The organism is Chromobacterium vaccinii, assembly GCF_000971335.1.
Lineage (GTDB): Bacteria > Pseudomonadota > Gammaproteobacteria > Burkholderiales > Chromobacteriaceae > Chromobacterium > Chromobacterium vaccinii.
Genome location: NZ_JZJL01000033.1, coordinates 33,867 through 58,248, shown reverse-complemented (window position 1 = coordinate 58,248; position 24,382 = coordinate 33,867). Strand labels below are relative to the sequence as shown.

Annotated in this window: 20 protein-coding genes; 12 read left to right on the top strand and 8 right to left on the bottom strand. The window is 64.6% G+C overall.

All coding sequences use genetic code 11. From position 1 onward, the window contains the following. The 3 genes from dprA to topA form a co-directional block, all read left to right on the top strand. Positions 1–910, top strand: a 910-nt coding sequence (dprA, locus tag VL52_RS15830) for a DNA-processing protein DprA (protein WP_046157931.1), incomplete at its 5' end; no start/stop codon positions are given. Between the two features lie 29 nt (positions 911–939). Then, a complete protein-coding gene (locus VL52_RS15825; RefSeq protein ID WP_046157930.1) occupies positions 940–1,398 on the top strand; it encodes a Smg family protein in 459 nt (152 codons plus the stop codon). Between the two features lie 156 nt (positions 1,399–1,554). Further along, positions 1,555–3,864 (top strand): type I DNA topoisomerase, encoded by a 2,310-nt coding sequence (topA, locus tag VL52_RS15820; protein WP_046157929.1) that lies wholly within the window; start codon positions 1,555–1,557, stop codon positions 3,862–3,864. 114 nt (positions 3,865–3,978) lie between these two features. Here the strand turns inward: topA and VL52_RS24685 are convergent, their stop codons facing one another. After that, complete coding sequence (locus VL52_RS24685; RefSeq protein ID WP_144410292.1) at positions 3,979–5,274, bottom strand: hypothetical protein; 1,296 nt, start codon at positions 5,272–5,274, stop codon at positions 3,979–3,981. A gap of 899 nt (positions 5,275–6,173) precedes the next feature. On the opposite strand from VL52_RS24685, the gene VL52_RS25435 reads away from it, so the two are divergent. Continuing rightward, positions 6,174–6,383: a hypothetical protein gene (locus tag VL52_RS25435; RefSeq protein WP_235429317.1), complete on the top strand. Its 210-nt coding sequence runs from the start codon at positions 6,174–6,176 to the stop codon at positions 6,381–6,383. Positions 6,384–6,392: 9 nt separating this feature from the next. Here the strand turns inward: VL52_RS25435 and VL52_RS15800 are convergent, their stop codons facing one another. The 5 genes from VL52_RS15800 to VL52_RS15775 form a co-directional block, all read right to left on the bottom strand. Then, positions 6,393–6,767 carry a DUF1622 domain-containing protein gene (locus tag VL52_RS15800; RefSeq protein ID WP_046157926.1) on the bottom strand — a complete coding sequence of 125 codons (375 nt, stop codon included), beginning with the start codon at positions 6,765–6,767 and terminating at the stop codon, positions 6,393–6,395. Positions 6,768–6,851: 84 nt separating this feature from the next. Beyond that, positions 6,852–7,232, bottom strand: coding sequence for a diacylglycerol kinase (locus tag VL52_RS15795; RefSeq protein WP_046157936.1), 381 nt, complete (start codon positions 7,230–7,232; stop codon positions 6,852–6,854). A 76-nt stretch (positions 7,233–7,308) separates the two neighbouring features. Further along, the gene (gshB, locus tag VL52_RS15790; RefSeq protein WP_046157925.1) at positions 7,309–8,253 is read right to left on the bottom strand and encodes a glutathione synthase; all 945 of its coding nucleotides are present in this window, start codon (positions 8,251–8,253) and stop codon (positions 7,309–7,311) included. A 19-nt stretch (positions 8,254–8,272) separates the two neighbouring features. Then, positions 8,273–9,559, bottom strand: a complete 1,287-nt coding sequence (gene gshA, locus VL52_RS15785; protein WP_046157924.1) for a glutamate--cysteine ligase — start codon at positions 9,557–9,559, stop codon at positions 8,273–8,275. A gap of 256 nt (positions 9,560–9,815) precedes the next feature. Further along, positions 9,816–10,760: a carbohydrate kinase family protein gene (locus VL52_RS15775; protein ID WP_046157922.1), complete on the bottom strand. Its 945-nt coding sequence runs from the start codon at positions 10,758–10,760 to the stop codon at positions 9,816–9,818. A 120-nt stretch (positions 10,761–10,880) separates the two neighbouring features. Between VL52_RS15775 and VL52_RS15770 the strand changes: the two genes are divergently transcribed. Next, on the top strand, positions 10,881–11,360 hold the full coding sequence (locus tag VL52_RS15770) for a TlpA family protein disulfide reductase (RefSeq protein WP_082113790.1): 480 nt from the start codon (positions 10,881–10,883) through the stop codon (positions 11,358–11,360). Between the two features lie 77 nt (positions 11,361–11,437). Here the strand turns inward: VL52_RS15770 and VL52_RS15765 are convergent, their stop codons facing one another. Next, positions 11,438–11,965 (bottom strand): DUF2087 domain-containing protein, encoded by a 528-nt coding sequence (locus tag VL52_RS15765; protein WP_046157920.1) that lies wholly within the window; start codon positions 11,963–11,965, stop codon positions 11,438–11,440. 266 nt (positions 11,966–12,231) lie between these two features. Next, entirely contained in the window at positions 12,232–14,943 is a 2,712-nt protein-coding gene (gene secA, locus VL52_RS15760; protein WP_046157919.1) for a preprotein translocase subunit SecA, read from the bottom strand. Between the two features lie 264 nt (positions 14,944–15,207). Between secA and VL52_RS15755 the strand changes: the two genes are divergently transcribed. From VL52_RS15755 to VL52_RS15725, 7 genes are all read left to right on the top strand, one after another. Next, positions 15,208–17,247: an alkaline phosphatase D family protein gene (locus VL52_RS15755; protein WP_046157918.1), complete on the top strand. Its 2,040-nt coding sequence runs from the start codon at positions 15,208–15,210 to the stop codon at positions 17,245–17,247. Positions 17,248–17,582: 335 nt separating this feature from the next. Next, the gene (locus VL52_RS15750) at positions 17,583–19,322 is read left to right on the top strand and encodes an ABC transporter permease (RefSeq protein WP_046157917.1); all 1,740 of its coding nucleotides are present in this window, start codon (positions 17,583–17,585) and stop codon (positions 19,320–19,322) included. A 13-nt stretch (positions 19,323–19,335) separates the two neighbouring features. Continuing rightward, positions 19,336–20,649: an ABC transporter ATP-binding protein gene (locus VL52_RS15745; protein WP_021475560.1), complete on the top strand. Its 1,314-nt coding sequence runs from the start codon at positions 19,336–19,338 to the stop codon at positions 20,647–20,649. A gap of 108 nt (positions 20,650–20,757) precedes the next feature. After that, positions 20,758–21,186, top strand: coding sequence for a DUF721 domain-containing protein (locus VL52_RS15740; protein WP_021475559.1), 429 nt, complete (start codon positions 20,758–20,760; stop codon positions 21,184–21,186). Between the two features lie 79 nt (positions 21,187–21,265). Beyond that, positions 21,266–22,150, top strand: a complete 885-nt coding sequence (locus tag VL52_RS15735; protein WP_052729336.1) for a phytanoyl-CoA dioxygenase family protein — start codon at positions 21,266–21,268, stop codon at positions 22,148–22,150. Between the two features lie 76 nt (positions 22,151–22,226). Next, a complete protein-coding gene (locus tag VL52_RS15730; protein ID WP_046157916.1) occupies positions 22,227–23,879 on the top strand; it encodes an acid phosphatase in 1,653 nt (550 codons plus the stop codon). An 81-nt stretch (positions 23,880–23,960) separates the two neighbouring features. Then, entirely contained in the window at positions 23,961–24,371 is a 411-nt protein-coding gene (locus VL52_RS15725; RefSeq protein ID WP_046157915.1) for a lysozyme inhibitor LprI family protein, read from the top strand. Positions 24,372–24,382: the final 11 nt, after the last annotated feature.

Here is a 24,382-nt window from a genome sequence, read left to right as displayed (position 1 = left end):
CCGGCGCGGCCGCGGAGCGGCCCGGGCCGCGCTCGCCTGGGCCGAGGGCGACGGCTGCCACCTGCTCACGCTGCAGGACGACGACTACCCGCCGCAGTTGGCGGAAGCCGCGTCGCCGCCGCCGCTGCTGTTCGCCCGCGGCCGGCGCGAACTGCTGGCGCGGCCGATGCTGGCCGTAGTCGGCAGCCGCGCCGCCACGCCGCAGGGCAAACGCAACGCCGAGGACTTCTCGTCCGCGCTGGCCGCGCACGGCTACACCATCGTCAGCGGCCTGGCCAGCGGCATCGACGCCGCCGCCCACCACGGCGCGCTGGCGCACCCCGCGTCCACCATCGCGGTGATCGGCACCGGCATCGACCGCGTCTATCCAGCGTCCAACCGCCAGCTGGCGCACCGCGTCGCGGCAGAAGGCCTGATCCTGTCCGAGTTCCCGCTGGGCACGGGGCCGCTGGCCGGCCACTTCCCGCGCCGCAACCGCATCATCGCCGGCCTCGCCCTCGGCTGCCTGGTGGTGGAGGCCGGCAACGCGTCCGGCTCGCTGATCAGCGCGCGGCTGGCGATGGAGAGCAACCGCGACGTGATGGCGATACCGGGCAGCATCCACAACGCCCAGGCCCGCGGCTGCCACCGGCTGATCAAGGACGGCGCGCGGCTGGTGGAAACCGTGGACGACGTGCTGGACGAGATCGGCCGGCTGCCCGCCGCGCCCGCCGCCGCTGAGCGGGAAACAGAGCCGGAAGCGCCGCCATTGCTGCTCAGCATGGGTTGGGAACCGGTGCTGGCGGACTCGCTGGCCGGGACGCTCGGGTTGACTCCCGGGGAGGTTTACGCGATGCTGCTCGAACTGGAACTGGCCGGCCGCGTGGCCAGCCTGCCGGGCGGCCGCTTCCAGCGGCTCGCACAACTCTGAGCGCCCAGCGTTCTTCATGAAAAATACCGATGTTTGACGTACTCACCTATCTATTCGAGCAATACAGCGATCCCGCCGCCTTCGGCGATCGCGGCGCCCTGACCCGCCAGCTGAACGCCGTCGGCTTCGACGACGACGACATCGGCGAAGCGCTGGACTGGCTGGACAGCGTCAGCGAAACCAGCGTCGAGCCCTATCTGGGCGCCGACGAGGGCAGCAGCCTGCGCGTCTACGCCGACAGCGAGCTGGAACACCTGCCGCCCGACGTGCGCGGCCTGATCCAGTTTCTGGAAGACAACGGCGCGCTCAGCCCCGCCCAGCGCGAAATGGTGATCGACCGCCTGCTGGAGCTGGACCCCGAGGATCTGGACGTCGATACCGCCAAGCTGCTGGTGCTGATGGTGTTGTGGGCGCAACAGGCGGAACTGCCCATCTTGCTGGGCGAGGCGCTGCTGGAAGCGGTGCATGGCGAACCAACCATGCAATAGCTTGTCAGCCTCGGTGTAGCGGGCTTAACATGCCGCCGACCGATCGTGACCCCATTTAGTATTCAAGAGCGCCCTTGCGCTCTTGTTTTGTTTGACGGATATAACAAGATGTGTCGGCCGGGCGCGTCCGGCCTCGAATTTTGCTGAAAAGATAATATGCCCTCCAGCCTCCTGATCGTTGAATCGCCATCGAAGGCGAAAACGCTGAAAAAATACCTGGGCCCGGACTTCGAGGTCCTGGCCTCCTACGGCCACGTGCGCGACCTGGTGCCGAAAAACGGCGCCGTCGATCCGGAAAAAGACTTCGCGATGAAGTACCAGCTGATCGCGCGCAACAGCAAGCACGTCGACGCCATCGTCAGCGCGGTGCGCGAAGCCGACCACGTCTATCTGGCGACTGACCCGGACCGCGAAGGCGAAGCCATTTCCTGGCACCTGGTACAGATCCTAAACAGCAAGAAGCTGCTGAAGGACAAGACCGCCCAGCGCGTGGTGTTCCACGAGATCACCAAGAACGCGGTGCTGGACGCGATCCAGAACCCGCGCGACATCGCGCAGGACCTGGTGGACGCGCAGCAGGCGCGCCGCGCGCTGGACTACCTGGTGGGCTTCAATCTGTCGCCGCTGTTGTGGAAGAAGATCCGCCGCGGCCTGTCCGCCGGCCGCGTGCAGAGCCCGGCGCTGCGGCTGATCTGCGAGCGCGAGAACGAGATCAAGGCCTTCGAGCAGCAGGAATACTGGTCGGTCCACCTCGACAGCCACAAGAGCCGCACCAAGTTCTCCGCCAAGCTGACCCAGCTCGCCGGCAAGAAGCTCGACCAGTTCGACATCCCGAACGAGGCCGAGCAGGCCGCCGTGCTGGCCCGGCTGCAGGGCCTGCCGGCCACGGTCGGCTCCATCGAGAAGAAAAAGAAATCGCGCAGCCCCGCCGCGCCGTTCACCACCTCGACGCTGCAGCAGGAGGCCGTGCGCAAGCTGGGCATGACCACCGACCGCGCGATGCGCACCGCACAGCAGCTGTACGAGGGCATGGACATCGGCCAGGGCACCGTCGGCCTGATCACCTACATGCGTACCGACTCGGTGGCGCTGGCCAACGAGGCGGTGGAGGAGATCCGCGGCTATATCGGCCTGAAGTGGGACGCCGACTTCCTGCCCAAGAACCCGGTGACCTACAAGAGCAAGGCCAAGAACGCCCAGGAAGCGCACGAGGCGATCCGCCCGACCTCCATCCTGCGCACGCCGGAGATGGTGAAGCCCTTCCTGACCACCGACCAGTTCAAGCTCTACGACATGATCTGGAAGCGGACGCTGGCCTGCCAGATGGCACCGGCCAAGTTCGACACCACCAGCGTCGACATCCTGGTGGGCGAAGGCGTGTTCCGCGCCAGCGGCCAAGTGCAGACCTTCGCTGGCTTCCTCGCCGTGTACGAGGAAGACGTCGACGACGCCGAGGACGAAGACAACGCCAAGCTGCCGCAGCTGGCCGAAGGCGAAGAGCTACCGGTGGACAAGCTGTACGGCGAGCAGCACTTCACCCAGCCGCCGCCGCGCTTCTCCGAGGCCAGCCTGGTGAAGGCGCTGGAAGAGTTCGGCATCGGCCGGCCGTCCACCTACGCCAGCATCATCTCGACGCTGAAGGACCGCGAATACGTGATCCTGGACAAGAAGCGCTTCCTGCCGACCGACACCGGCGACATCGTCAACAAGTTCCTGACCGAGCACTTCGCCCAGTACGTCGACTACAACTTCACCGCCAAGCTGGAAGACCAACTGGACGAGATCGCCAACGGCGGCCGCCAGTGGGTGCCGGTGATGGACACCTTCTGGAAGGGCTTCAAGAAGCAGATCGACGAGAAGGAAAGCATCTCGCGCGCCGAGGTCACCACCGAGAGCCTGGACGAGGACTGCCCGAAATGCGGCAAGCCGCTGTCGATCAAGTTCGGCAAGCGCGGCCGCTTCATCGCCTGCACCGGCTACCCGGAATGCGACTACACGCGCAACATGGGCGAGACAGCTGAGCAAGCGGCCGAGGAAGCCGAAGCGCCGACGGTGATCGAAGGCCGCTCCTGCCCGGACTGCGGCGGCGAGCTGCACATCAAGAAAGGCCGCTACGGCAAGTTCATCGGCTGCGCCAACTATCCGAAGTGCAAGCACATCGAGCCTTTGGAGAAGCCGCGCGAAACCGGCGTCACCTGCCCGGAATGCAAGACCGGCCAGCTGATCGAGCGCAAGAGCCGCTACGGCAAGCTGTTCTACAGCTGCAACACCTATCCGAAGTGCAAATACGCGACCTGGAATCCGCCGATCGCCGAGCCGTGCCCGAAGTGCAACTGGCCGATCCTGACGATCAAGACCACCAAGCGCCGCGGCACCGAGAAGGTGTGCCCGCAGAAGGAATGCGGCTACGCCGAGCAGATCGCGCCACCGGAAGGCAAGGAAGCGGCGCCCGCCGAAGAGGCGTAAGCCCGGCGCTCCCGAACCGATCAACAAACAGCCCTGCCGGCGTTGCCGACAGGGCTGTTTTCGTCTCCGGTCAATCGACCGGGCTGGTCAACTCGGCCGGCTTGGCCTGCAGGCTCACTCCCCAGCGCCCAACAGAGTGAAGTTCCCCAAGGGCATATGCACGCTTTGCAATGCCGGCACCGCATGGACTGCGCCGAGCAAAGTCACGGCTTTCAGGTAATGAGGATGCGAATGAGGCACGCACCAAAGCATGCTGATATCCACTGCGGCATCGCTCGGCAGCAGCTTGCCATCCGGCCCCTCCAGATGCAGCTTGAGATGGCCAGCATAATGCGGCGGTACAATCGTGGAGACATGCAGCTCCTGGAAATTGTTCACCACATTCACCAGACCGCTATCAAAGGCCGCCGCCGGATCTTCCGAATACATCCGCAACTTGGATCCAGGCGGCACGCGACGGCATTTCAAGACAAAACTGAATTGCTCAGGCGTTGCGTCCTGATTGTGAAATACCAGAGACTCGTCTTCGCTCTTGAGCTGCGGATCAACATTCCTCCACGCCATTGCGCCGTTATACTGAATCCACTGCGCGGAATTCCAGTTTCCCGTCGTATAAGTCAGCGGATTATTTTTGCTGAAAAATGGATAAGACACCGTAGAGACTATGCAGACATGCTGAGGGGTTCTCAAATCGAGAATAAAGCCTTCCGACGCCCCTTTATCTCCCATATTCAAAAGAGCAAGTCCGCCACGTTCATTTAAAACTTCGCCCTGCTGCTTCCCGCCATCCACAGTACGGCATTGCACCCAAGAGGAAGGCGGCTGATTAAATCCACCATCAGCATAAAACATTTGCACTTTTGCATGGCTTATCTTGCCATTGAATGCCCTATTTTGACAGCGGGTATAAATATAATTCTTGCCAACTTTAGGAATCTTATAAAACTCGGATTCCCATTGACTAATCAATTGCTGAGACGTCAATGGAACATCTTGATTGCAAACAATGTCCAAGGAGTCAGTATAAACCGCTTCAGGTAGAGTGCCTGTATCATATTTGTTTTTCCTGCATAAAATTCCTCTCCACTGCCTCATGGCATTCCTGGCATAGTTCAAGGATGTTTCATAACGAATACCCAAGGCCTCGGTCAGATGATTAGCCATCACTTCAGGATGCTGGCCATCATCCTGCCAGTAGGAATCGATATATACCCCAGCAAACACATTCGCCATATCCTGAGCCGTAAGACTGGCAGACATCTGATCGTATATCTGCTCCATCGCCAAGACATCGCTGATTGGAATTGGAGGATTATCATGCAATCGGCACTTGATAACGGCCTGCCACAGTTGATCCACATTTTGGATCTCATTCAAGCCAATTGCTGATTCTTTCAAAAAATCATTCATGACATAGACTCCCAAATAATTAAAAGCCAGGAATTAGGAGAAGTCCATTTCACGCACAAACACCTTCTCCTATTTTGTGTGCCACCCCATAATATTGGTTTTGGCCCACTGCACGCCCACCATTCGCACATTCAAATCGGCATGTCAAAACGTATGAATAGCAGTTGAATGAAATATCGGCATTCATCAGGAGAAGGTTGAGATATTTTGAAACAAATAAGCCTGACAAAAAGATCAGTCAAAATAATGTTGAAACCTGCTCTTTATAACAGGACTTTGCTGAGAATTTTCAGGATATTGGGTTTTAAAAATAGTAAACCACAATATGGAGTGCCACCTTTGGAACAGCCAGGATTCTACGGATTGACAAATGTTGATGCGGAAGAAGGATGTCAGCCTTGCAGGTGCTGGCCACTGCAGCCTGATGTTGTCGACGGCCGCCGGATGCGGCGCATCCAAGTGCCATGGCGTCCATGACAGAGGGAGCCCCCTGCTCAGAAGAAGCCGGCCACAGCCGCCGCTGATGCAGGTAGGCATCCCCCCAGGCAAGTACCACCGTTGCAGGCGGAAAGCCGGAAGCATGTGTAAGTTATTGATTATATAGAAAACAACTATCCATCCAGCGCTATAGTCGCGGTCTATGGCGAGCCTCCCTCAATCCAATCTGTCGCGGCGCCGCGGATCGCTGCCGCGACACGCCGCCAGCGCAGACCGTGGAGGCCGCCGAATCCGCATCAATGGATAGAAACCATGAAAGTCAGCACTCACCGGCGCCGCCATCCTCACCCTGCTTGGCTTCGCGGGCCACGCCTACCTGATCCTGCCTGTTGCCTTTCCGATCGCCATCGTAGGCCTGTCCGCCGCCGACCGCGAGCAGATCGCCGACATGACGCCGAGCGATGCTGGTGCCGGCGTCCGAACGCCCGTTGCTGCCGCTGGACGCCTTCCGCGGCCAGGATCTGATGTTCTACCAAGCCGGCAGCCCGGTGTACCGCCCCCTGGCCGCGCGCGACTCGCGCTGGCAGCTGCTGGGCGAACAGGGCGAGGTAACTGAGGAGCCCGCTGGCATCCAAGCCTATCCAGACTATCTGTACCGCCAGCAGCCCTGAGAGCTTGTTTCAAGTCCGGCCCGGCAAACTGCCTGCCTCCGCTTCGCGGATCTCGCGCGCCAGGAAGTAATTGAGCGCGGTGCGCAGCACGGCGATGGCGCCAAGCTTGCCGATCTGGTCCCAGCTGGGCGCCACCGCGGTGGACAGGATGTCGGCCGCCAGCTGCAGCTCCAGCGCCAGGGCGAGGAAACGCGCGAAGATCAGCCGCAGCCGGTTGTAGTCGCTAGGCAGCCCGGCCAGGGTCTGCCGCAGCCAGCGGCCCGCCACCAGCAGCACGCCGGCGGCGATCGCCAGCGCGCCGCAGGCCTCCACCGCCAGCTTCAGCCACAACGCCAGGTTCTGCACCAGCTCTTCGACGCCGGCCTGTTGCGGGGAAATCCACATATCGCACTCCTGTTTCCGGACAAGACAAAGGCCCCGCCGCTGCGGGGCCTTGTTGTCAGAACCGGACGACCGCGTTCGGTTCCCTCAGCCGAACAGCACGATGCCCCAGACCGTGGCCAGATTGATCAGGCCCAGCAGCTGGGCGGCGCTGCCCATGTCCTTGGCCCGCTTGGCCAACGGATGGCGCTCCAGCGAGGTGTGGTCGACCGCCGCCTCGATCGCGGAATTGAGCAGCTCGATGATCAGAGTGGCCAGGCTGCTGGCCACCAGCAGCGCGCGGGCCAGCGGCGTGGTGTGGACGATGAAGGCGGCCGGGATCAGGATCAGCGCCAGAATGGTCAACTGGCGGAACGCGTCCTCATGGCGGAACGCCGCCTTCAGACCGTCCAGCGAATAGCCTAAGGCATTGACCAGCCGGGTGATGCCGGTCTTGCCCTTGAACGGACTCTCCTGCGGTTTTCCCATCATCGCTCCACAATCCGGCGGCGCCGGCTTTCAAAAGACCGGCATGGTAGCGCGGATGCGCCGCGCGGAAAAGCGCTCAGTGCTGGCAGCGCCGCTCCAGCGCGTCGAGGTACAGGCCGGCGACGTTGATGCCGGTCTGGTCCATGATCTCGCGGAAGCAGGTCGGGCTGGTGACGTTGACCTCGGTCAGGTAGTTGCCGATCACGTCCAGGCCGGCCAGCAGGATGCCGCGCTTCTTCAGCTCCGGCCCCACCGCCTCGGCGATCTCGCGGTCGCGCGCGCTCAAGGGCCGGGCCTCGCCGCGGCCGCCGGCCGCCAGGTTGCCGCGGGTTTCGCCGGCCGCGGGAATGCGCGCCAGGCAGTGGTCGACCGGCACGCCGTCTATCACCAGGATGCGCTTGTCGCCGTCGCGGATCTCCGGGATGTAGCGCTGCGCCATCACCGTGCGCTTGCCGCGCCAGGTGATGGTTTCGATGATCACCGACAGATTGGGATCGTCCGGCTTGACCCGGAAGATGCTGTCGCCGCCCATGCTGTCCAGCGGCTTCAGGATCACGTCCTGGTGCTGGTTGACGAAGGCGCGCAGGCGGTGGGCCTCGCCGGTGATCAGCGTCGGCGAGATCAGCTCCGGGAAGTGCAGGATGGCCAGCTTCTCGTTGAAGTCCCGCAGCGCCTGGCCGCTGGTGAACACCTTGACGCCCTGCTCCTCGGCCAGCGAGAACAGCTGGGACGCGTACAGGTATTCCATGTCGAACGGCGGGTCCTTGCGCATCACCACCGCGCTGAAGGCGGTCAGCGGCTGGCGCAGCTTCTGGCCCAGCTTGTACCAGTTCTGGCGATCCTCTGTGATGGCCAGGTCGCAGGCGTCCACCTGCAGGCGGCCGCCCTCCACCGACAGCTGGCGCGCCTCGGCGAAGCTGAGCGCATGGCCGCGGCGGTGCGCCTCCTCCATCATCGCGAAAGTGGTGTCCTTGTAAATCTTGAAATGTTCCAGCGGGTCGGCAATGAACAGGATGCGCATGTCTATGCTCCAGCGGGGGTTATTCGGCGTCCGGATCGGTGGCTTCCAGCTCCAGCGAGGCCGCCAGCAGCGCCAGCCGCGAGATCACGCCGTAGGCGTAGAAGCGGTTGGGCGCGCAGTCGGGCAGGCCCTTGCGGTCCGGCAGGCAGGCCGTCTCGAACGACAGCGGCACGAAATGCATGCCCGGCGCATTCAGGTTTTCGTCGATGCCGCGGCCGGTGTGCACGCGGTAGAAGCCGCCGATCACGTAGCGGTCCATCATGTAGACCACCGGCTCGGCCACCGCCTCGTTGACGGTCTCGAAGGTGTACACGCCCTCCTGGACGATCACCTCGGACACTTCCAGGCCTTCCTTGACCACCGACATCTTGTTTCGCGCCTTGCGGTTGAGGCCGATCACCTCGTCCGGACTCTTCACGCTCATCACGCCCATGCCGTAGGTGCCGGCGTCGGCCTTGACGATGACGAAGGGGTCGTTGTCGATGCCGTATTCGCGGTATTTGCGGCGGATCTTGTCCAGCATCTGCGACACGGTCTCGGCCAGCTGCTCCTCGCCGGCGCGGGCGTGGAAGTCCAGGCCGCCACAGCTGGCGAAATAGGGGTTGATGGTCCACGGGTCGATCGAGATCAGCCGGGCGAACTCGTCGCTGACCCGGTTGTAGGCCTCGAAGTGGTGGGTCTTGCGGCGCACCGCCCAGCCGGCATGCAGCGGCGGCAGCAGCGTCTGCTCCAGGTTCTTCAGCTGGTCGGGGATGCCGCCGGACAGGTCATTGTTAAGCAGCACCACGCAGGGGTTGAAACCGTCGGCCAGCACCAGGCGGTTGCCGCGGCGCTCCAGCGGCTCCAGGGTGAGCTTGTCGCCGTTGGCGGCGACCAGCTCGGTCGGCTCGGTGATCTCGGGATTCAGCGAGCCCAGGCGCACCTTCAGCCCGGCCTGCTCGAAGATGTGCACCAGCGTGGCGACGTTCTGCAGATAGAAGGTGTTGCGGGTGTGGTTTTCCGGAATCAGCAGGATGCTGCGCGCTTCCGGGCATACCTTGTCCACCGCGCTCTGCGCAGCTTGCACCGCCAGCGGCAGGAATTCCGGATTCAGATTGTTGTGGCCGCCGGGAAACAGGTTCATGTCCACCGGCGCCAGCTTGAAGCCGCTGTTGCGCAGGTCCACCGAGCCGTAGAACGGCGTGGCGTGGGCATGCCACTGGCTGCGGAACCAGTGCTCGATCTGCGGCTGGGCGGCCAGGATGCGGCTTTCCAGCTCGTAAAGCGGACCGGTGAGAGCGGTGGCCAGGTGCGGAACAGGTGGCATGATATCCCCTTGGAACGGACGTTGAATTCGCTAATGGTGGGGGTGGCGACAGTCATATTCAAGTGCCGGCGCGCAATGCGGCCCGACAGGCAGGCGAAAATCCGGCAGCCGCGGCCCCAGCCGCAGAGCGGCGGCAGACAGTCCCGCGCCGGAGGAATCTCCTCGCCCTTCGCCAGGACTCTCATCATAGTCCGCCGGACAAACAAAAAGGCGCCGCGAAACGCGGCGCCCTCCAAGGCATGACGGCCAGGCCGGATTACAGCGGCCATTCCTCGCCATAGGCTTCGAAGTAGATGTCCTTCAGCGAATCCCAGTCGAAGAAGTGATTCTGGCAGCCCGGCGTGGTGACCTTGATCGCGCCGATCACATTGGCCAGGCGGCCGGTGATCTTCCAGTCCACGCCGCGGCTGATGCCCCACAGCAGGCCGGCGCGGAACGCGTCGCCGCAGCCCATAGGATCCACCGGCTTGATGGGCATCTGCACGCGCGGGATCAGGTGCACGGTGTCGTCGACGTAGATCTCGGCGCCCTTGGAGCCGCGGGTGACGATCAGCGCCTTCACCTTCTTGCGCAGGTCGTCGACGGTCAGTCCGGCGCGCTCGCGCATCAGCTCGCTCTCGTAGTCGTTGATCGCCACGTAGCTGGCCAGCTCGACGATCTCGTGGATCTCGTCGCGCGACAGCAGCGGCAGCTCCTGGCCCGGATCGAAGATGAACGGGATGCCTGCCGCCGCCAGTTCCCGCGAGTGCTGGATGAAGGCGGTGTAGCCCCCGGGCGACAGAATGGCCAGCTCGATCGGGTCCTTGATGTCGGACACGTGGTTCTCGGTGGCGAAATCCATCGCGCCCGGATGGAAAGCCATCAGCTGGTTGCCGTCCTTGTCGGCAATGCCGAAACATTGCGGGGTATACTGCTTGCGGATCAGGCGGATGAAGCGGTCGTCCACGCCCACCCGCTTCAGGTGCTGGCGATATGGCTCGAAGTCTTCGCCCACCACGCCCATCACGATCGGCGTCTCGCCCAGCAGGCACAAGCTGTAGGCGATGTTGCCGGCCATGCCGCCGAATTCGCGGCGCATCGTCGGAGCGAGGAAGGTGGTCGAAATCTTGTGCAGCTGATCCGGCAGGATCTGGCTGTCGAATCGGCCATGGAACGAGAACAGGGTATCGTATGCGAGCGCCCCGCAGACGAGGATAGACATGCCCACTCCGCAAAGTAATCAATCGAACATTTTAACATAAAGTTTATTTTTCGATCATCCCCGGAGAGCCGCAAGTTGCGGAAATCCAAGACAATTCCAATGACATCACAGGAAAAGCCGATGAACACCAAACGCTTGTTCGCCTCCCTGCTGCTGGCCGCGCTGCCGCTGGCCGCCCACGCGGCGCCCTCGCTGGAGCAAAGCCGCTTCGCCGACCTCAACGCCAAACCGGTGGCCGTGTCCGCCTACAAGGGCAAGGTGACGGTGCTGAACTTCTGGGCCACCTGGTGCGGCCCTTGCCGCGAAGAGATGCCGATGCTGAACGGCCTGCGCAAGAAGCTGTCGCCAAAGGGCGTGGAGGTGGTGGGCGTGGCGCTGGACAGCAAGGAGCAGGTGGAGCCCTTCGTCAAGCAGCTGAAGATCGGCTACCCGATCCTGCTGGGCAACGACGACACGCTGGACCTGATGCGCGGCCTGGGCAACAAGACCGGCGGCCTGCCGTACACGCTGGTGCTGGACCGCCAGGGCAAGGTGGCGGCGACGCTAACCGGCAAGCTGGACGAGAAGAAACTGGAAGCGGCGGTCAAACCCTACCTGTAATCGCTTCTCCCGCGGCCCTTCCCTCATGCAGAAAAGGGAGGGGCCGGCTCTTCGCCAACCCGCTCCCCTCGCGCGGCTTATCCCGCGCGCCGCAAGCGAACCCGCTCCATCAGCTCCGCCATCTCCTCCGGCGCTTCCCGCTCGATCAGCCAGTAGCGGCGGCAGTCTCCGGTGCGGCCTATCCAATCGCCCTCCACCAGCTCGCGCCGGATCAGCACGTGGTCGCCGAAAGCCTCCAGCGCGCGGATGGCCGCGTTGACCGCTGGCTCATCCCACGCTTCGCCGCGCGGCAGGCCCGACCACAACGCCCACAGGCAGGCGCGCTGCTCGCTGAATTTCTTCGGCCAGCGCAGCAGCCGGCCTTCGTCGTCGAAATGGCGCAACAGGCGGCGGACGTCATTCGACACGGTTTGCGGCTCCGCCGGCGCCGGGCGGTCGTGCTCGGCTCGCAGGTGCTGGAAATTCTGGAAGCCGGCTGAGCGGGCCAGCATGTTGAGGATCTGCAGATGGCCGGGCGCTTCGGCCTCCGCCATCCACTGCCGCTTCAGGGAACGGGCAAGGGACGAGATATCGCTGCTGTAGAACGGATAAACGGTGCGAGACATGGTTCGAATCCTGTCTGCGTGCCAAGGTCGGGAAGGACTGCCGCGGTCGCCGTTGCGGCCTGGCACGAGTTCGAGCCAAGCGAGATGATGGATGCTGCAAGCCAAGACAGGTTTAGCGTGGCGAAATCGCCGGCGACGCCTGGGTGAACTGTTGACCCGCCGCCATGCTAACACCATGGCATGGCCTTGCAAAGCGCGGCGGCGGACCGGCGCAAAAAAGCCGACGCGGTCGCGTCGGCTTTTTGTTTGGCTGCCGGATCAGGCGATCAGGCTAGGCGGCCGTGGCACTGCTTGTACTTCTTGCCGCTGCCGCAAGGGCAGGCGTCGTTGCGGTTGATGCGCAGGCCTTGCGAGGCCAGCGCTTCCGGCGACAGCGGATTGTCCTCGTCGTCGCCCAGCGCCGAACCCGGCTCGGCGTGCTGCATCTCGAAGTCCGGCAGCGAATGCGGCTCCACCGCGTCCACGTCTTCCTGGCCGCGGATCTGCACCGTCATCAGCACTTGCACCACGCTGCGCTTGATGCGCTCCAGCATGTCGGCGAACAGCTCGAAGGCCTCGCGCTTGTACTCCTGCTTCGGGTTCTTCTGCGCGTAGCCGCGCAGATGGATGCCTTGGCGCAGGTGGTCCATCGCCGCCAAGTGCTCGCGCCAGTGGTTGTCCAGCATCTGCAGCACCAGGCTGCGCTCGAACTGGCGCATCACGCCGTCGCCGGCCTGCTCCACCTTGGCCTGGTAGGCGGCGGCGGCCATGTCGACGATGCGCAGGCGGATCTGCTCGATGTCCAGATTCGGCTCGGCCTTCAGCCACTCGGCCACCGGCGCTTCCAGCAGGAAGTCGGACGCCAGCGTCTTCTCCAGGCCGGCCAGGTCCCACTGCTCTTCCAGCGATTCCGGCGGCAGGTGCAGGTCGACCAGGTCGGAGATCACGCCTTCGCGCATGTTCACCACCACGTCGGACACGTCCTCTTCCACCAGGATCTCGTTGCGCTGCTGGTAGATCACCTTGCGCTGGTCGTTGGCGACGTCGTCGTATTCCAGCAATTGCTTGCGGATGTCGAAGTTGCGGCCTTCCACCTTGCGCTGCGCGTTCTCGATCGAGCGGCTCACCCACGGATGCTCGATGGCCTCGCCTTCCGGCATCTTCAGGCGATCCATGATCGCGGCGACGCGGTCGGAGGCGAAGATGCGCAACAGCGGATCTTCCAGGCACAGGTAGAAACGGGACGAGCCCGGATCGCCCTGGCGGCCGGAACGGCCGCGCAGCTGGTTGTCGATGCGGCGGGACTCGTGGCGCTCGGTGCCGACGATGTGCAGGCCGCCGGCTTCCAGCACCGCGGCGTGGCGTTGCTTCCACTCGGCGCGGATGGCTTCGATCTTGGCTTGCTTGTCGGCGTCGGACAGGCTGTCATCGGCCTCCACCGCCTTGATTTCCGGCGCCGGGTTGCCGCCCAGCACGATGTCGGTGCCGCGGCCGGCCATATTGGTGGCGACGGTGATCACGCCCGGACGGCCGGCCTGCACCACGATGTCCGCTTCGCGGGCGTGCTCCTTGGCGTTCAGCACATTGTGCGGCAGCTTGGCCTGGGACAGCAGATTGGCCACCAGCTCGGAGTTTTCGATGCTGGTGGTGCCCACCAGCACCGGCTGGCCGCGCTCATGGCAGTCCTTGATGTCGGCCAGGATCGCTTCGTACTTCTCCTTGGCGGAACGGTACACCTTGTCCTGCGAATCCTTGCGGATCATCGGCTTGTTGGTCGGGATCACCACGGTTTCCAGATTGTAGATGCTCTGGAATTCGTAGGCCTCGGTGTCGGCGGTGCCGGTCATGCCGGACAGCTTGCCGTACAGGCGGAAGTAGTTCTGGAAGGTGATCGACGCCAGCGTCTGGTTCTCGCGGTTGATCTCCACGCCTTCCTTGGCCTCCACGGCCTGGTGCAGGCCGTCGGACCAGCGGCGGCCCGCCATCAGGCGGCCGGTGAACTCGTCGACGATCACCACCTCGCCGTCCTGCACCACGTAGTGCTGGTCGATATGGAACAGCGAATAGGCGCGCAGCGCGGCCATCAGGTGGTGCATCAGCGTGATGTTGGTGGCGGAGTACAGGCTGTCGCCTTCCTTCAGCAGGCCGAGGCGGGTCAGGATTTCCTCGCTGCGCTCGTGGCCGGCTTCGGACATCAGCACCGAGTGGGCCTTCTCGTCCACCCAGTAGTCGCCTTCGCCTTCTTCGGTTTCCTGGCGGACGAGCAGCGGCGGCACCGCGTTCATGCGCTGGTACATGTCGATGTTGTCGTCGGCCGGGCCGGAGATGATCAGCGGCGTGCGCGCCTCGTCGATCAGGATGGAGTCCACTTCGTCGACCACGGCGAAGGCCAGCTTGCGCTGCACCTTCTCTTCGACGCTGAACACCATGTTGTCGCGCAGGTAGTCGAAACCGAACTCGTTGTTGGTGCCATAGGTGATGTCGCAGGCGTAGGCGGCCTGCTTGTCGTCATGGGCCATCTGCGACAAATTCATGCCGACCGACAGGCCGAGGAAGTTGTACAGCGGCGCCATGATGCCGGCGTCGCGGCTGACCAGGTAGTCGTTGACGGTCACCACGTGGACGCCGTCGCCGGACAGCGCGTTCAGGTAGACCGCGAGCGTGGCGACCAGGGTCTTGCCCTCGCCCGTCTTCATTTCGGGGATCTTGCCCTGGTGCAGCGCCATGCCGCCGATCAGCTGCACGTCGAAGTGGCGCATGCCCATCACGCGGCGCGAGGCCTCGCGGCAGACGGCGAAAGCCTCGGGCAGCAGGTCGTCCAGCGTGCCGCCCTTGGACAGGCGATCGCGGAATTCCTGGGTCTTGGCGGCCAGCGCCTCGTCGGACAGCGCCTGCATCGCCGACTCCAGCGCGTTGATGCGCGCCACCTCTTGGCGATATTGCTTGAGCAGACGATCGTTGCGGCTGCCGAAAACCTTCTTGAGTAGCGAAGAAATCATGTAGTCGAATCCAGAAACCAGCGGGCCGTTGGGAGTGTCCGCAAAAAATGCTGAAAAGTGTAGCACATTCGCAGACAAGGTTATGGGGGCATCCATGCGCCACATCAAGATGTGAGTCGAGAAATCGCTGTTGGTTTTACGCGACGCTCGCTTAGAGCAAACGCTCGATTCAATTGACCGCCCATTCATGCAACTTAAATATTGACCCGCGATAATCCGCAACTTTGTTCATTCCTACAACAAGCGACAATCTCGGGAGAAACGATGGATAGGCGGCAATTCCTCAAGTGGGGCAGTTTCCTGACGGTATCGGTGGCCGCGGCGGGCTGCGGCGGCGGCTCGGACAGCTCCGATTCGGGCAGCCAGCGCCAGCTCGCGGCCGGCCAGGGCTTCGGCCTGGGCGTGGCGTCCGGCGATCCGCGCCCGGACAGCATCATCCTGTGGACCCGCGTCGACGGCGGCGATGGCGCAGCCTCGCTGTCGGTCACCGTGCAGCTGTCGGACAAGGCGGACTTCTCCAACCTGCTGGTCAACCAGGCGCTGAGCGCCGATCCGGGCTGGGACTACACCGTGCGCCACAAGGTGACCGGCCTGGCCAGCGCCACCACCTATTACTACCGCTTCCTGACCGGCAAAACCGTCAGCGCCACCGGCCGCACCAAGACCGCGCCGGCAGCCGGCACCCCGCTGTCGCAGCTGAAGTTCGCCTATATCACCTGCCAGGACTGGAGCGTCAACCACTGGGGCGCCTTCGACGAAATCGTCCAGCTGGACCTGGATTTCGTGATGCACGTCGGCGACTACATCTACGAAACCGTCGGCGCCGGCTTCCAGACCGGCAACAACGAAACCCGCCACCCGCCGCTGACACTGCCCAACGGCACCAAGCGCGCCGACGGCGCGATCTACGCCACCACGCTGGCCGACTACCGCTACCTGTACAAGAGCTACCGCGCCGATCCGCGCATCCAGGCGGTGCACGCCAATTTCCCGGTGATCTCGATCTGGGACGACCACGAATTCTCCGACGACTGCTGGCAAGACCGCCAGGTGTACTACCCCGGCGACGACAGCGCGCCGCAGACGCCGCGCCGCCGCAGCGCCAACCAGGCCTGGTTCGAATACACGCCGGCGGATGTCCAGCTAGACCTGGCCAATCCCTCGTTCCAGAACATCCAGATCTACCGCAGCTTCGCCTTCGGCAACCTGGCCACGCTGGTGATGACCGACCAGCGCCTGTACCGTTCCGACCACATCATTCCGGAAACCGCCGTGCCCGACACCGGCCTGGCCAATCTGGGCAGCCGCTATTTCGTGCCCAAGGCCGCGCTGGCCCAGGCCGAGGCCGCCAAGATGGCCTCCACCGGCGGCAACCTGCTGAACGTGTCTATCCTGGGCACGGCCCAGCGCGCCTGGTGGCAGCAGCAGATGCAGGGCGCCGCCACCACCTGGAAGCTGTGGGGCAACGAGGTGTCGCTGCTGCGCATGGGCGTGGACGGCACCATGGCGGTGGCCAGCCTGCTGGAGCAGGGCCTGTCGGCCGCGCTGGCGCAGAATTTCGGCCTCAACCTCAGCGCCGCCCAGCAGCAACAGCTGACCGGCGCGCTGTATCAGGACCTGCTCGCCGCCGACACCAGCGGCGCGACGCCGGTGCTGAGCTACGCCAACACCCAGCCGCTGCTCGCCGGCTTCAGCGGCGGCGCCATCAGCGCCGGCGTGTTCGCCGCCTCGGTGAAGCCGGTGCTCAACGGCAACCTGCCGCCGAGCATGCTGCTGAACCAGTACATCCTCAACGCCGACCAGTGGGACGGCTACAACGCCGAGCGCAAGGCGCTGATGGCCTTCCTGAAGGGCAACGGCATCGGCAACGTGGTGGGCATCACCGGCGACATCCACGCCTTCTTCGCCGGACAGGTGTATGACGACTTCGACGCCGCCAGCCCGACGCCGGTGATGGTGGACCTGGTCACCGCCGGCATCTCCAGCAACTCCTTCTTCAGCTATTTCAAAAACGTGGTGGACACCGTGCCGGCCTTCGCCAAGGCCGCGCCGCTGATCTACCAGACGGTGAACGGCCAGACGGTCAACACCTTCACCGGCACGCTGCAAACCTTCAACCCGTGGCTGAAGTACGCCGACACCGACGCCCAGGGCTACGCGGTGGTGACGCTGACGCCGGGCAAGCTCAGCTGCGCCTTCCACAAGATGGCCAAGCTGGCGAACGGCGTCGCGCCGTCGCCGGCCACCGCCAGCGTCAAGACCGTCGAGGTGCTTGCCGGAACGCCGGCCGTCAACGTGCTGTAAGCGGTTTCTCTCCCCAAGGTTGGCCGCGCTTGCGCGGCCAACCATTTCAATCAGTACATTTCGTCACAAAATCCCTACAAAGCCTCCTGGTTTTTAACATTCGTTTTATGGCTTCTCTGGTAGCATCCATGCCCTGAAACCGGAAGGCGCGACGCCGCTTCCGGGATTGCTTGCAATGCTCTCCAGCACGGCTTTTGACATGGCGGACGCATCGTTGCGCGGCGCTCGGCATGCCGAACGTCGAGGACGCCATCCGCCACCCGCTCCAGAGTTGTCATAATAGAAGCGGGCCGGTTGCCGCCCGCCGCGATAAACATAGAAAACGGAGAGGCCTGATGACCACCGCCGTCCGCCACTTCATGCCCGCCACCGCCCGGCGGCTGATCCCCAACCGCTGGGACCTGATCGCGTTTCCGCTGATCCTGGGATTCCTGTTGATGGCCACCACCGGCATCCGCGAAACCTGGGCCCCGATCACCGCGCTGCAGACCGCGCCGATCTCGCTGGAGCCCGGCAACCTGCCCGAATACGCGCTGCGCACCACGCTGCGGATGCTGGCGGCGATGGCCGCCGCGCTGGCCTTCACCCTGGTCTACGGCACGCTGGCCGCCAAGAGCCGCCGCGCCGGCCTCTTGCTGGTGCCGATACTGGACATCCTGCAATCGGTGCCGGTGCTGGGCTACATCTCGTTCACCGTCACCTTCTTCCTCGCCTTGTTCCCCGGCCGGGTGCTGGGCGCCGAATTCGCCGCCATCTTCGCCATCTTCACCAGCCAGGCGTGGAACATGACCTTCAGCTTCTACCAGTCGCTGCGCACCGTGCCGCGCGACTTGCAGGAGGTATCGGTCAACCTCAGGCTCACCGCCTGGCAGAAATTCTGGAAGCTGGAGGTGCCCTACGCCATGCCCGGCATGATCTGGAACATGATGATGAGCATGTCCGGCGGCTGGTTCTTCGTGGTGGCGTCGGAGGCGATCACCGTCGGCGACAAGACCGTGATGCTGCCCGGCGTCGGCTCCTACCTGGCGCTGGCGATCCAGAACAAGGATCTGGCCGCCGTCGGCTGGGTGATCCTGACCATGTCGGTGGTGATCCTGATCTACGACCAGTTCCTGTTCCGACCGCTGGTGGCCTGGGCCGACAAGTTCCGCCTGGAGGACACCGCCAGCCAGAACGCGCCGGAATCGTGGGTGCTGAACCTGATCCAGCGCACCCATTTCATCCAGCAGCTGCTCAAGCCCTTCGGCAAGCTGCTGAAGAAGACCGCCCGTCTGCGGCTGAACGTCAGCCTGCCCAAGGGCATCCACTCGGAAGACCACACGCCGGTGTCCCGCGGCATCGACGTGCTGTGGTGGGCGCTGGTGGCGCTGCTCGCCGTCGCCGTCGCCAGCAAGCTGGTGCACTTCATCGCCACCGAAGTCGGCGCCTGGGAGGTGCTGCGGGTGTTCGGCCTGGGCCTGATCACGCTGGTGCGCGTCAGCCTGCTGATCGCCGTCGCATCGGTGATCTGGGTGCCGCTGGGCGTGCTGATCGGCCTGCGCCCCCGGCTGGCCGAAAAGGTCCAGCCGCTGGCGCAGTTCCTGGCCGCCTTCCCGGCCAACCTGCTGTTCCCGGTATTCGTGATCGTCATCGTCCACTACAAGCTGAACCCGGACATCTGGCTGTCGCCGCTGATCGTGCTGGGCACCCAGTGGTACATCCTGTTCAACGTCATCGCCGGCGCCACCGCCTTCCCCAACGACTTCAGGGAAGCCGCCGACAATTTCCGCATCCGCGGCTGGCAGTGGTGGCGCAAGGTGATACTGCCGGGCATCTTCCCCTACTACGTCACCGGCGCGATCACCGCGTCCGGCGGCGCCTGGAACGCCAGCATCGTGTCCGAGTTCGTGTCCTGGGGCGACGACAAGCTGGCCGCCCACGGCCTGGGCGCCTATATCGCGCAAACCACCGCCGCCGGCGACTATCCCAAGATACTGCTGGGCATCGTGGTGATGTCGCTGTTCGTGGTGCTGTTCAATCGCCTGCTGTGGCGCCCGATGTACGCCATCGCCGAAAACAAACTCCGTCTCAACTGAGGGGGCATCAAGCATGACTACCGAAAACAACGCCCTGGGACAGGAAATCTTCAAGCTGAAGAACGTCTGCCGCGGCTTCTCCAAGGGCAGCGACGAGATCCAGGTGCTGGACGATGTGAACCTGACGCTGCGCGAAGGCGAGATCGTCGGCCTCCTGGGCCGCTCCGGCTCCGGCAAATCCACGCTGCTGCGCATCATCGCCGGCCTGATCCCGCAAAGCGGCGGCGAGGTCAACTACCAGGGCAAGCCGCTGAAGGGGCCGGCCGAAGGCGTGGCCATGGTGTTCCAGACCTTCGCGCTGTTCCCGTGGCTGACCGTGCTGCAGAACGTGGAGGCCGGCCTGGAGGCGCTGGGCGTGGACGCCAAGGAGCGCCGCCGCCGCGCGCTGGCCGCGATCGACCTGATCGGCCTGGACGGCTTCGAGAACGCCTACCCGCGCGAGCTGTCCGGCGGCATGCGCCAGCGCGTCGGCTTCGCCCGCGGCCTGGTGGTCAACCCGACGCTGCTGCTGATGGACGAGCCGTTCTCGGCGCTTGACGTGCTGACCGCCGAGACGCTGCGCACCGACATGCTGGACCTGTGGAGCGAAGGCCAGCTGCCGATCAAGTCGGTGCTGATCGTCACCCACAACATAGAAGAAGCGGTGTTCATGTGCGACCGCATCCTGGTGCTATCGTCCAATCCCGGCCGCGTGGTGGCCGAGATCAAGGTGCCGTTCCCGCACCGCCGCAACCGGCTGGACCCGGCCTTCCGCAAGATGGTGGACGACATCTACGCGCTGATGACCGCGCGCCGCAGCGCCCACACCCTGCACAAGCTGCCGCTCGAGATCGGCAGCCACCTGACCGAGGTGTCCACCAACCTGATGGCCGGCCTGATCGAGGAGGTGGCGCAGGAGCCCTACTTCGGCAAGGCCGACATGCCGGAAATCGCCGAGAAGCTGCTGCTGGAGGTGGATGACCTGTTCCCGGTGGCCGAGGTGCTGGAGCACCTGGGCTTCGTCGAGCTGAAGGACGGCGACATGCTGCTGACCGCCGCCGGCAAGCTGTTCGCCGACTACGGCACCCAGGAGCGCAAGGTGATGTTCGCCGAGCACCTGTTGCGCCACGTGCCGATGGCCGCCCACATCCGCAAGGTGCTGCAGGAGCGCCCCGGCCAGCGCGCGCCGCGGCTGCGCTTCGCCCAGGAGCTGGAAGACTCGCTGTCCGACCAGTCGGCCGAGGAGACGCTGGACACCGTGATCAGCTGGGGCCGCTACGCCGAAATCTTCTCCTACAACGACCACACCGAGACCTTCAGCCTGGAAGACGTCGAGGGCGGCCAGTAAGCTTCGGCGAGCCACGACAACGGGCGCCCGGACGGCGCCCGTTTTGTTTCGCCGGCCGCAAGCCTGCTCGATGCTACAATACGGCATCGACCGTTTCCCCACACGCCCATGTCCGGACGCCCGCTCAACGACATCACCCGCCAGGATCAGACCCTGGCCCGCCTCTCCGCCGCCGCGCACGAGTTGATGGCGCTGGACCGCGCCTTCAAGAAGCTGATTCCGCCGGCGATGGGCGAGGCTTGCCGCGCGGTGCGCATCCGCGACGACGAGCTGGTGATCCACGCCGACAACGGCATCGTCGCCGCCCGGCTGCGGATGACCGCGCCCGGGCTGCTGCCGCAGCTGGCGCAGCAGGGCTATCCGGCGTCCAAGGTGCGGGTCAAGGTGGCGCTGCAACTGGTCCGCGTCAAAAAGCCGAAGACCCTGGCGATCAGCGAAACCGCGCTGGACGGCATGGAGCAGGCATCCGACTGCATCAGCCACCCCGACGTCAAGCGCGCGCTGCAGCGGCTGATCGCGCGCCAGCGCCGCGGCTGACTGTACCGACAGCCAGTTTTCCCGCCGCGGCGTTTCGACGCCAATAGTCTCCTTTCGATTGATCTCCGCAGGAAGCGCCATGACCGCTCTGCAACGCTTCTCTCCCGATCACCCCGCATCCTGCATCGCGGCCGCGCTGGAGCGCGACGGCGGCGTCATCATAGAAGGGCTGCTCTGCCCCGAGCGGCTGGCCCGCTTCCGCGCCGAGCTCTTCCCGCTGCTGGACGCCGCGCCCGACTGCCAGGGCGACTTCTACGGCTACGCCACCCGCCGCCTGTCCGGCCTGATCGCCCGCGTGCCCGTCTGCCGCGAGCTGGCCATCCACCCGCTGATCCTGCAACTGATGGACATCATGCTGCTCAGGGGCTGCCGCGAATACCAGCTCAACCTGACCCAGGCGATACGCATCGGCCCGGGCGAGCCGCGCCAGTTCCTGCACAGCGACGCGCTGATGTTTCCGGTCAAGGTTCCCGGATCGGAAACCATGATCAACTGCATGTACGCGCTGGACGACTTCACCGAGGACAACGGCGCCACCAACGTCGCGCCGGGCAGCCACCGCTGGACCGAGGAGCGGCTGCCGGACGAGAGCGAAGTGGTTCCGGCCGCGATGCCCGCCGGCTCGGTGCTGATCTATTTCGGCTCCGTCATCCACGCCGGCGGCGCCAACCGCACCGGCCAGCCCCGCACCGGCGTGGTGCTCAGCTACTGCCTGGGCTGGCTGCGCCAGGCGGAAAACCACTACCTGGCGGTGCCGCGCGAGCTGGCGCGCGAACTGCCCGAACGGCTGCAGCGGCTGCTCGGCTACTTCGTGCACGCGCCCAACCTGGGCAGCGTCGACGGCCAGGACCCGGTCGCGCTGCTGCGCGAGCCGCCGGCCGAGCCGCCGCGCTTCGCCGAATTCCTGCCGGAAGAAGCCAAAACGCTGCTGGCCGAGGCCCGCGCCGCCATGCAAAACGATTGATCGCCTTCAGATAGACATCAAAGCGGAGTAAAGTGGCGGTTTCCCGCTCTACGTCCAGCACCACAGGATAATCGCCATGTCCGAACACGATAAGCCCGAAACCACTCCCGAAACCGCGCCTCAGGACCCGTCGCGCCGCCGCCTGTTCGAAGGCCTGGCCGTCATCGGCGCCGCCGGCGTGCTGCCCGCCGTCGCCAGCCAGGCGGCCGACGCCACGCCGGCCGCCCACGGCCCGCTGGACGACAGGCTGCGCCATCACGTGAAGAACGTGGTGGTGATCTACCTGGAGAACCGCAGCTTCAACAATCTGTACGGCAACTTCCCCGGCGTCAGGCATCCGCTGTCCAAGGCGCCGGCCGAAGCCTGTATCCAGCTGGACCGCGACGGCTCCAGGCTGAAGAACCTGCCCAAGATCTGGGGCGGCATGGTGCAGCGCGGCCAGACCGTGGCCGGCAAGTACTATCTGATCGAGGAAGACAAGATCCAGAACCTGCCCAACGGCCCGTTCCCGCTGAAGGACGCCGACGGCGAGCCGCTGCCGGAAGCCGTGATCACCCGCGACCTGTGGCATTTGTTCTACCAGAACCAGATGCAGATCAACGGCGGCAAGAACGACCAGTTCGCCGCCTGGGCCGACTCCGGCGCGCTGGTGATGGGCTATTACAGCGAAACCGCGAAGAACCTCAACCAGTGGAAGATCGCCCAGCAATACACGCTGTGCGACAACTTCTTCATGGCGGCCTTCGGCGGCTCCTACCTGAACCACCAATTCCTGATCTCCGCGCGCACGCCGGAATACTTCAACGCCAAGGACACCGCGGCGGCGAAGAAGATCGCCGTGCTGGACGACGGCCCCAAGGGCTACAAGCTGAAGGTGAAAGCGCCCAGCTCGGCGATGGACGGCCCGCCGCAATTCGTCAACAACGGCGCGATCACGCCGGACGGCTACGCGGTCAACACCATGGCGCCGCCGTTCCAGCCCAGCTACGTCAAGCCGGCCGAAGGCGGCGACAAGCGCTACGCGGACCCGGCCGACGCCAGCACCCTGCCGCCGCAGACCTACGACACCATCGGCGACCTGCTGTCGCGCAAGGGCGTGGCTTGGGCCTGGTACGGCGGCAGCTGGCAGGCGGCGCTGGACGGCAAGGGCGGTCCGGACGCGCCCAACTTCCAGTACCACCACCAGCCGTTCAACTACTTCAAGAACTTCGCGCCCGGCACCCAGGCCCGCGCCGAGCACCTGCGCGACGGCGGCCTGGGCGACAGCCCGATCAGCAACCGCTTCATCGCCGACGCGGTGGCCGGCAAGCTGCCGGCGGTGGCCTTCTACAAGCCGCAGGGCAATCTGAACATGCACGCCGGCTACTCCGACGTGGAAAGCGGCGACCGCCACGTCGCCAACGTGCTGCAGCACCTGATGAGCGGGCCGCAGTGGAAGAACATGGTGGTGGTCATCACCCACGACGAGAACGGCGGCTGGTGGGACCACGTGGCGCCGCCCAAGGGCGACCGCTGGGGCCCGGGCAGCCGCATCCCGGCCATCGTGGTGTCGCCGTTCGCCAAAAAAGGCCATGTCGACCACACCTTCTACGACACCACCTCGATCATCCGCTTCATCAGCCGCCTGCACGGCCTGCCGGAGCTGGAGGGCGTAAAGGTTCGCAACCAGGCCTTCCGCGAGCGCGGCGCGCAGCCGCCGGGCGACCTGACCGGCGCGCTGCAACTCTAAGCCCATGGCCGGTTCGCCCCCGCGGGCCGGCCGCCTTTTCCCCCATCATTCCGCGTGCGCACCTTGGAAAACCATAAAAACATGACTCGATACGTCCTACGCCTGTCCGTCCTGCTGCTGCTCGGCCTCCTGTCCTTCCGCGCCTTCGCCTGCGCCGAAGAGACGATGTACAGCCACCATTACGACCAGTGCATGGATCAGGCCGGCGGCGTCACCGCCGGCATGCTGGATTGCCTCTCGGCAGAACACACGCGCCAGGACAAGCAGCTGAACGACACATACCGCAAGCTGATGGCCGCCTTGCCCGCCAAGCGCCAGCAAAGGCTGCAAGTCGCCCAGCGGCTGTGGCTGAAATACCGCGCCGCCAACTGCAGCGCCTACGTCGACCCCGACGGCGGCACCGCAGAATCGCTGGTGGCCGCCGACTGCGAGCTGGCGTCCACCGCCGCCCGCGCCGCCGAACTGACCCGGCTGCAACCCATCCCGCGCTGAATCCCTCGCCC

What these genes read in the sequence shown, in the direction of transcription:
- VL52_RS15735 (WP_052729336.1), top strand. Translation starts at nt 21,266, where the DNA reads ATGACCGCTCTGCAACGCTTCTCTCCCGATCACCCCGCATCCTGCATC.
- VL52_RS25435 (WP_235429317.1), top strand. Translation starts at nt 6,174, where the DNA reads ATGCTGGTGCCGGCGTCCGAACGCCCGTTGCTGCCGCTGGACGCCTTC.
- VL52_RS15765 (WP_046157920.1), bottom strand. Translation starts at nt 11,965, where the DNA reads ATGTCTCGCACCGTTTATCCGTTCTACAGCAGCGATATCTCGTCCCTT.
- VL52_RS15755 (WP_046157918.1), top strand. Translation starts at nt 15,208, where the DNA reads ATGGATAGGCGGCAATTCCTCAAGTGGGGCAGTTTCCTGACGGTATCG.
- VL52_RS15825 (WP_046157930.1), top strand. Translation starts at nt 940, where the DNA reads ATGTTTGACGTACTCACCTATCTATTCGAGCAATACAGCGATCCCGCC.
- gshB (WP_046157925.1), bottom strand. Translation starts at nt 8,253, where the DNA reads ATGCGCATCCTGTTCATTGCCGACCCGCTGGAACATTTCAAGATTTAC.
- secA (WP_046157919.1), bottom strand. Translation starts at nt 14,943, where the DNA reads ATGATTTCTTCGCTACTCAAGAAGGTTTTCGGCAGCCGCAACGATCGT.
- VL52_RS15740 (WP_021475559.1), top strand. Translation starts at nt 20,758, where the DNA reads ATGTCCGGACGCCCGCTCAACGACATCACCCGCCAGGATCAGACCCTG.
- VL52_RS15770 (WP_082113790.1), top strand. Translation starts at nt 10,881, where the DNA reads ATGAACACCAAACGCTTGTTCGCCTCCCTGCTGCTGGCCGCGCTGCCG.
- VL52_RS15775 (WP_046157922.1), bottom strand. Translation starts at nt 10,760, where the DNA reads ATGTCTATCCTCGTCTGCGGGGCGCTCGCATACGATACCCTGTTCTCG.
- VL52_RS15750 (WP_046157917.1), top strand. Translation starts at nt 17,583, where the DNA reads ATGACCACCGCCGTCCGCCACTTCATGCCCGCCACCGCCCGGCGGCTG.
- VL52_RS15795 (WP_046157936.1), bottom strand. Translation starts at nt 7,232, where the DNA reads ATGGGAAAACCGCAGGAGAGTCCGTTCAAGGGCAAGACCGGCATCACC.
- gshA (WP_046157924.1), bottom strand. Translation starts at nt 9,559, where the DNA reads ATGCCACCTGTTCCGCACCTGGCCACCGCTCTCACCGGTCCGCTTTAC.
- VL52_RS15725 (WP_046157915.1), top strand. Translation starts at nt 23,961, where the DNA reads ATGACTCGATACGTCCTACGCCTGTCCGTCCTGCTGCTGCTCGGCCTC.
- VL52_RS15730 (WP_046157916.1), top strand. Translation starts at nt 22,227, where the DNA reads ATGTCCGAACACGATAAGCCCGAAACCACTCCCGAAACCGCGCCTCAG.
- VL52_RS15800 (WP_046157926.1), bottom strand. Translation starts at nt 6,767, where the DNA reads ATGTGGATTTCCCCGCAACAGGCCGGCGTCGAAGAGCTGGTGCAGAAC.
- topA (WP_046157929.1), top strand. Translation starts at nt 1,555, where the DNA reads ATGCCCTCCAGCCTCCTGATCGTTGAATCGCCATCGAAGGCGAAAACG.
- VL52_RS24685 (WP_144410292.1), bottom strand. Translation starts at nt 5,274, where the DNA reads ATGAATGATTTTTTGAAAGAATCAGCAATTGGCTTGAATGAGATCCAA.
- VL52_RS15745 (WP_021475560.1), top strand. Translation starts at nt 19,336, where the DNA reads ATGACTACCGAAAACAACGCCCTGGGACAGGAAATCTTCAAGCTGAAG.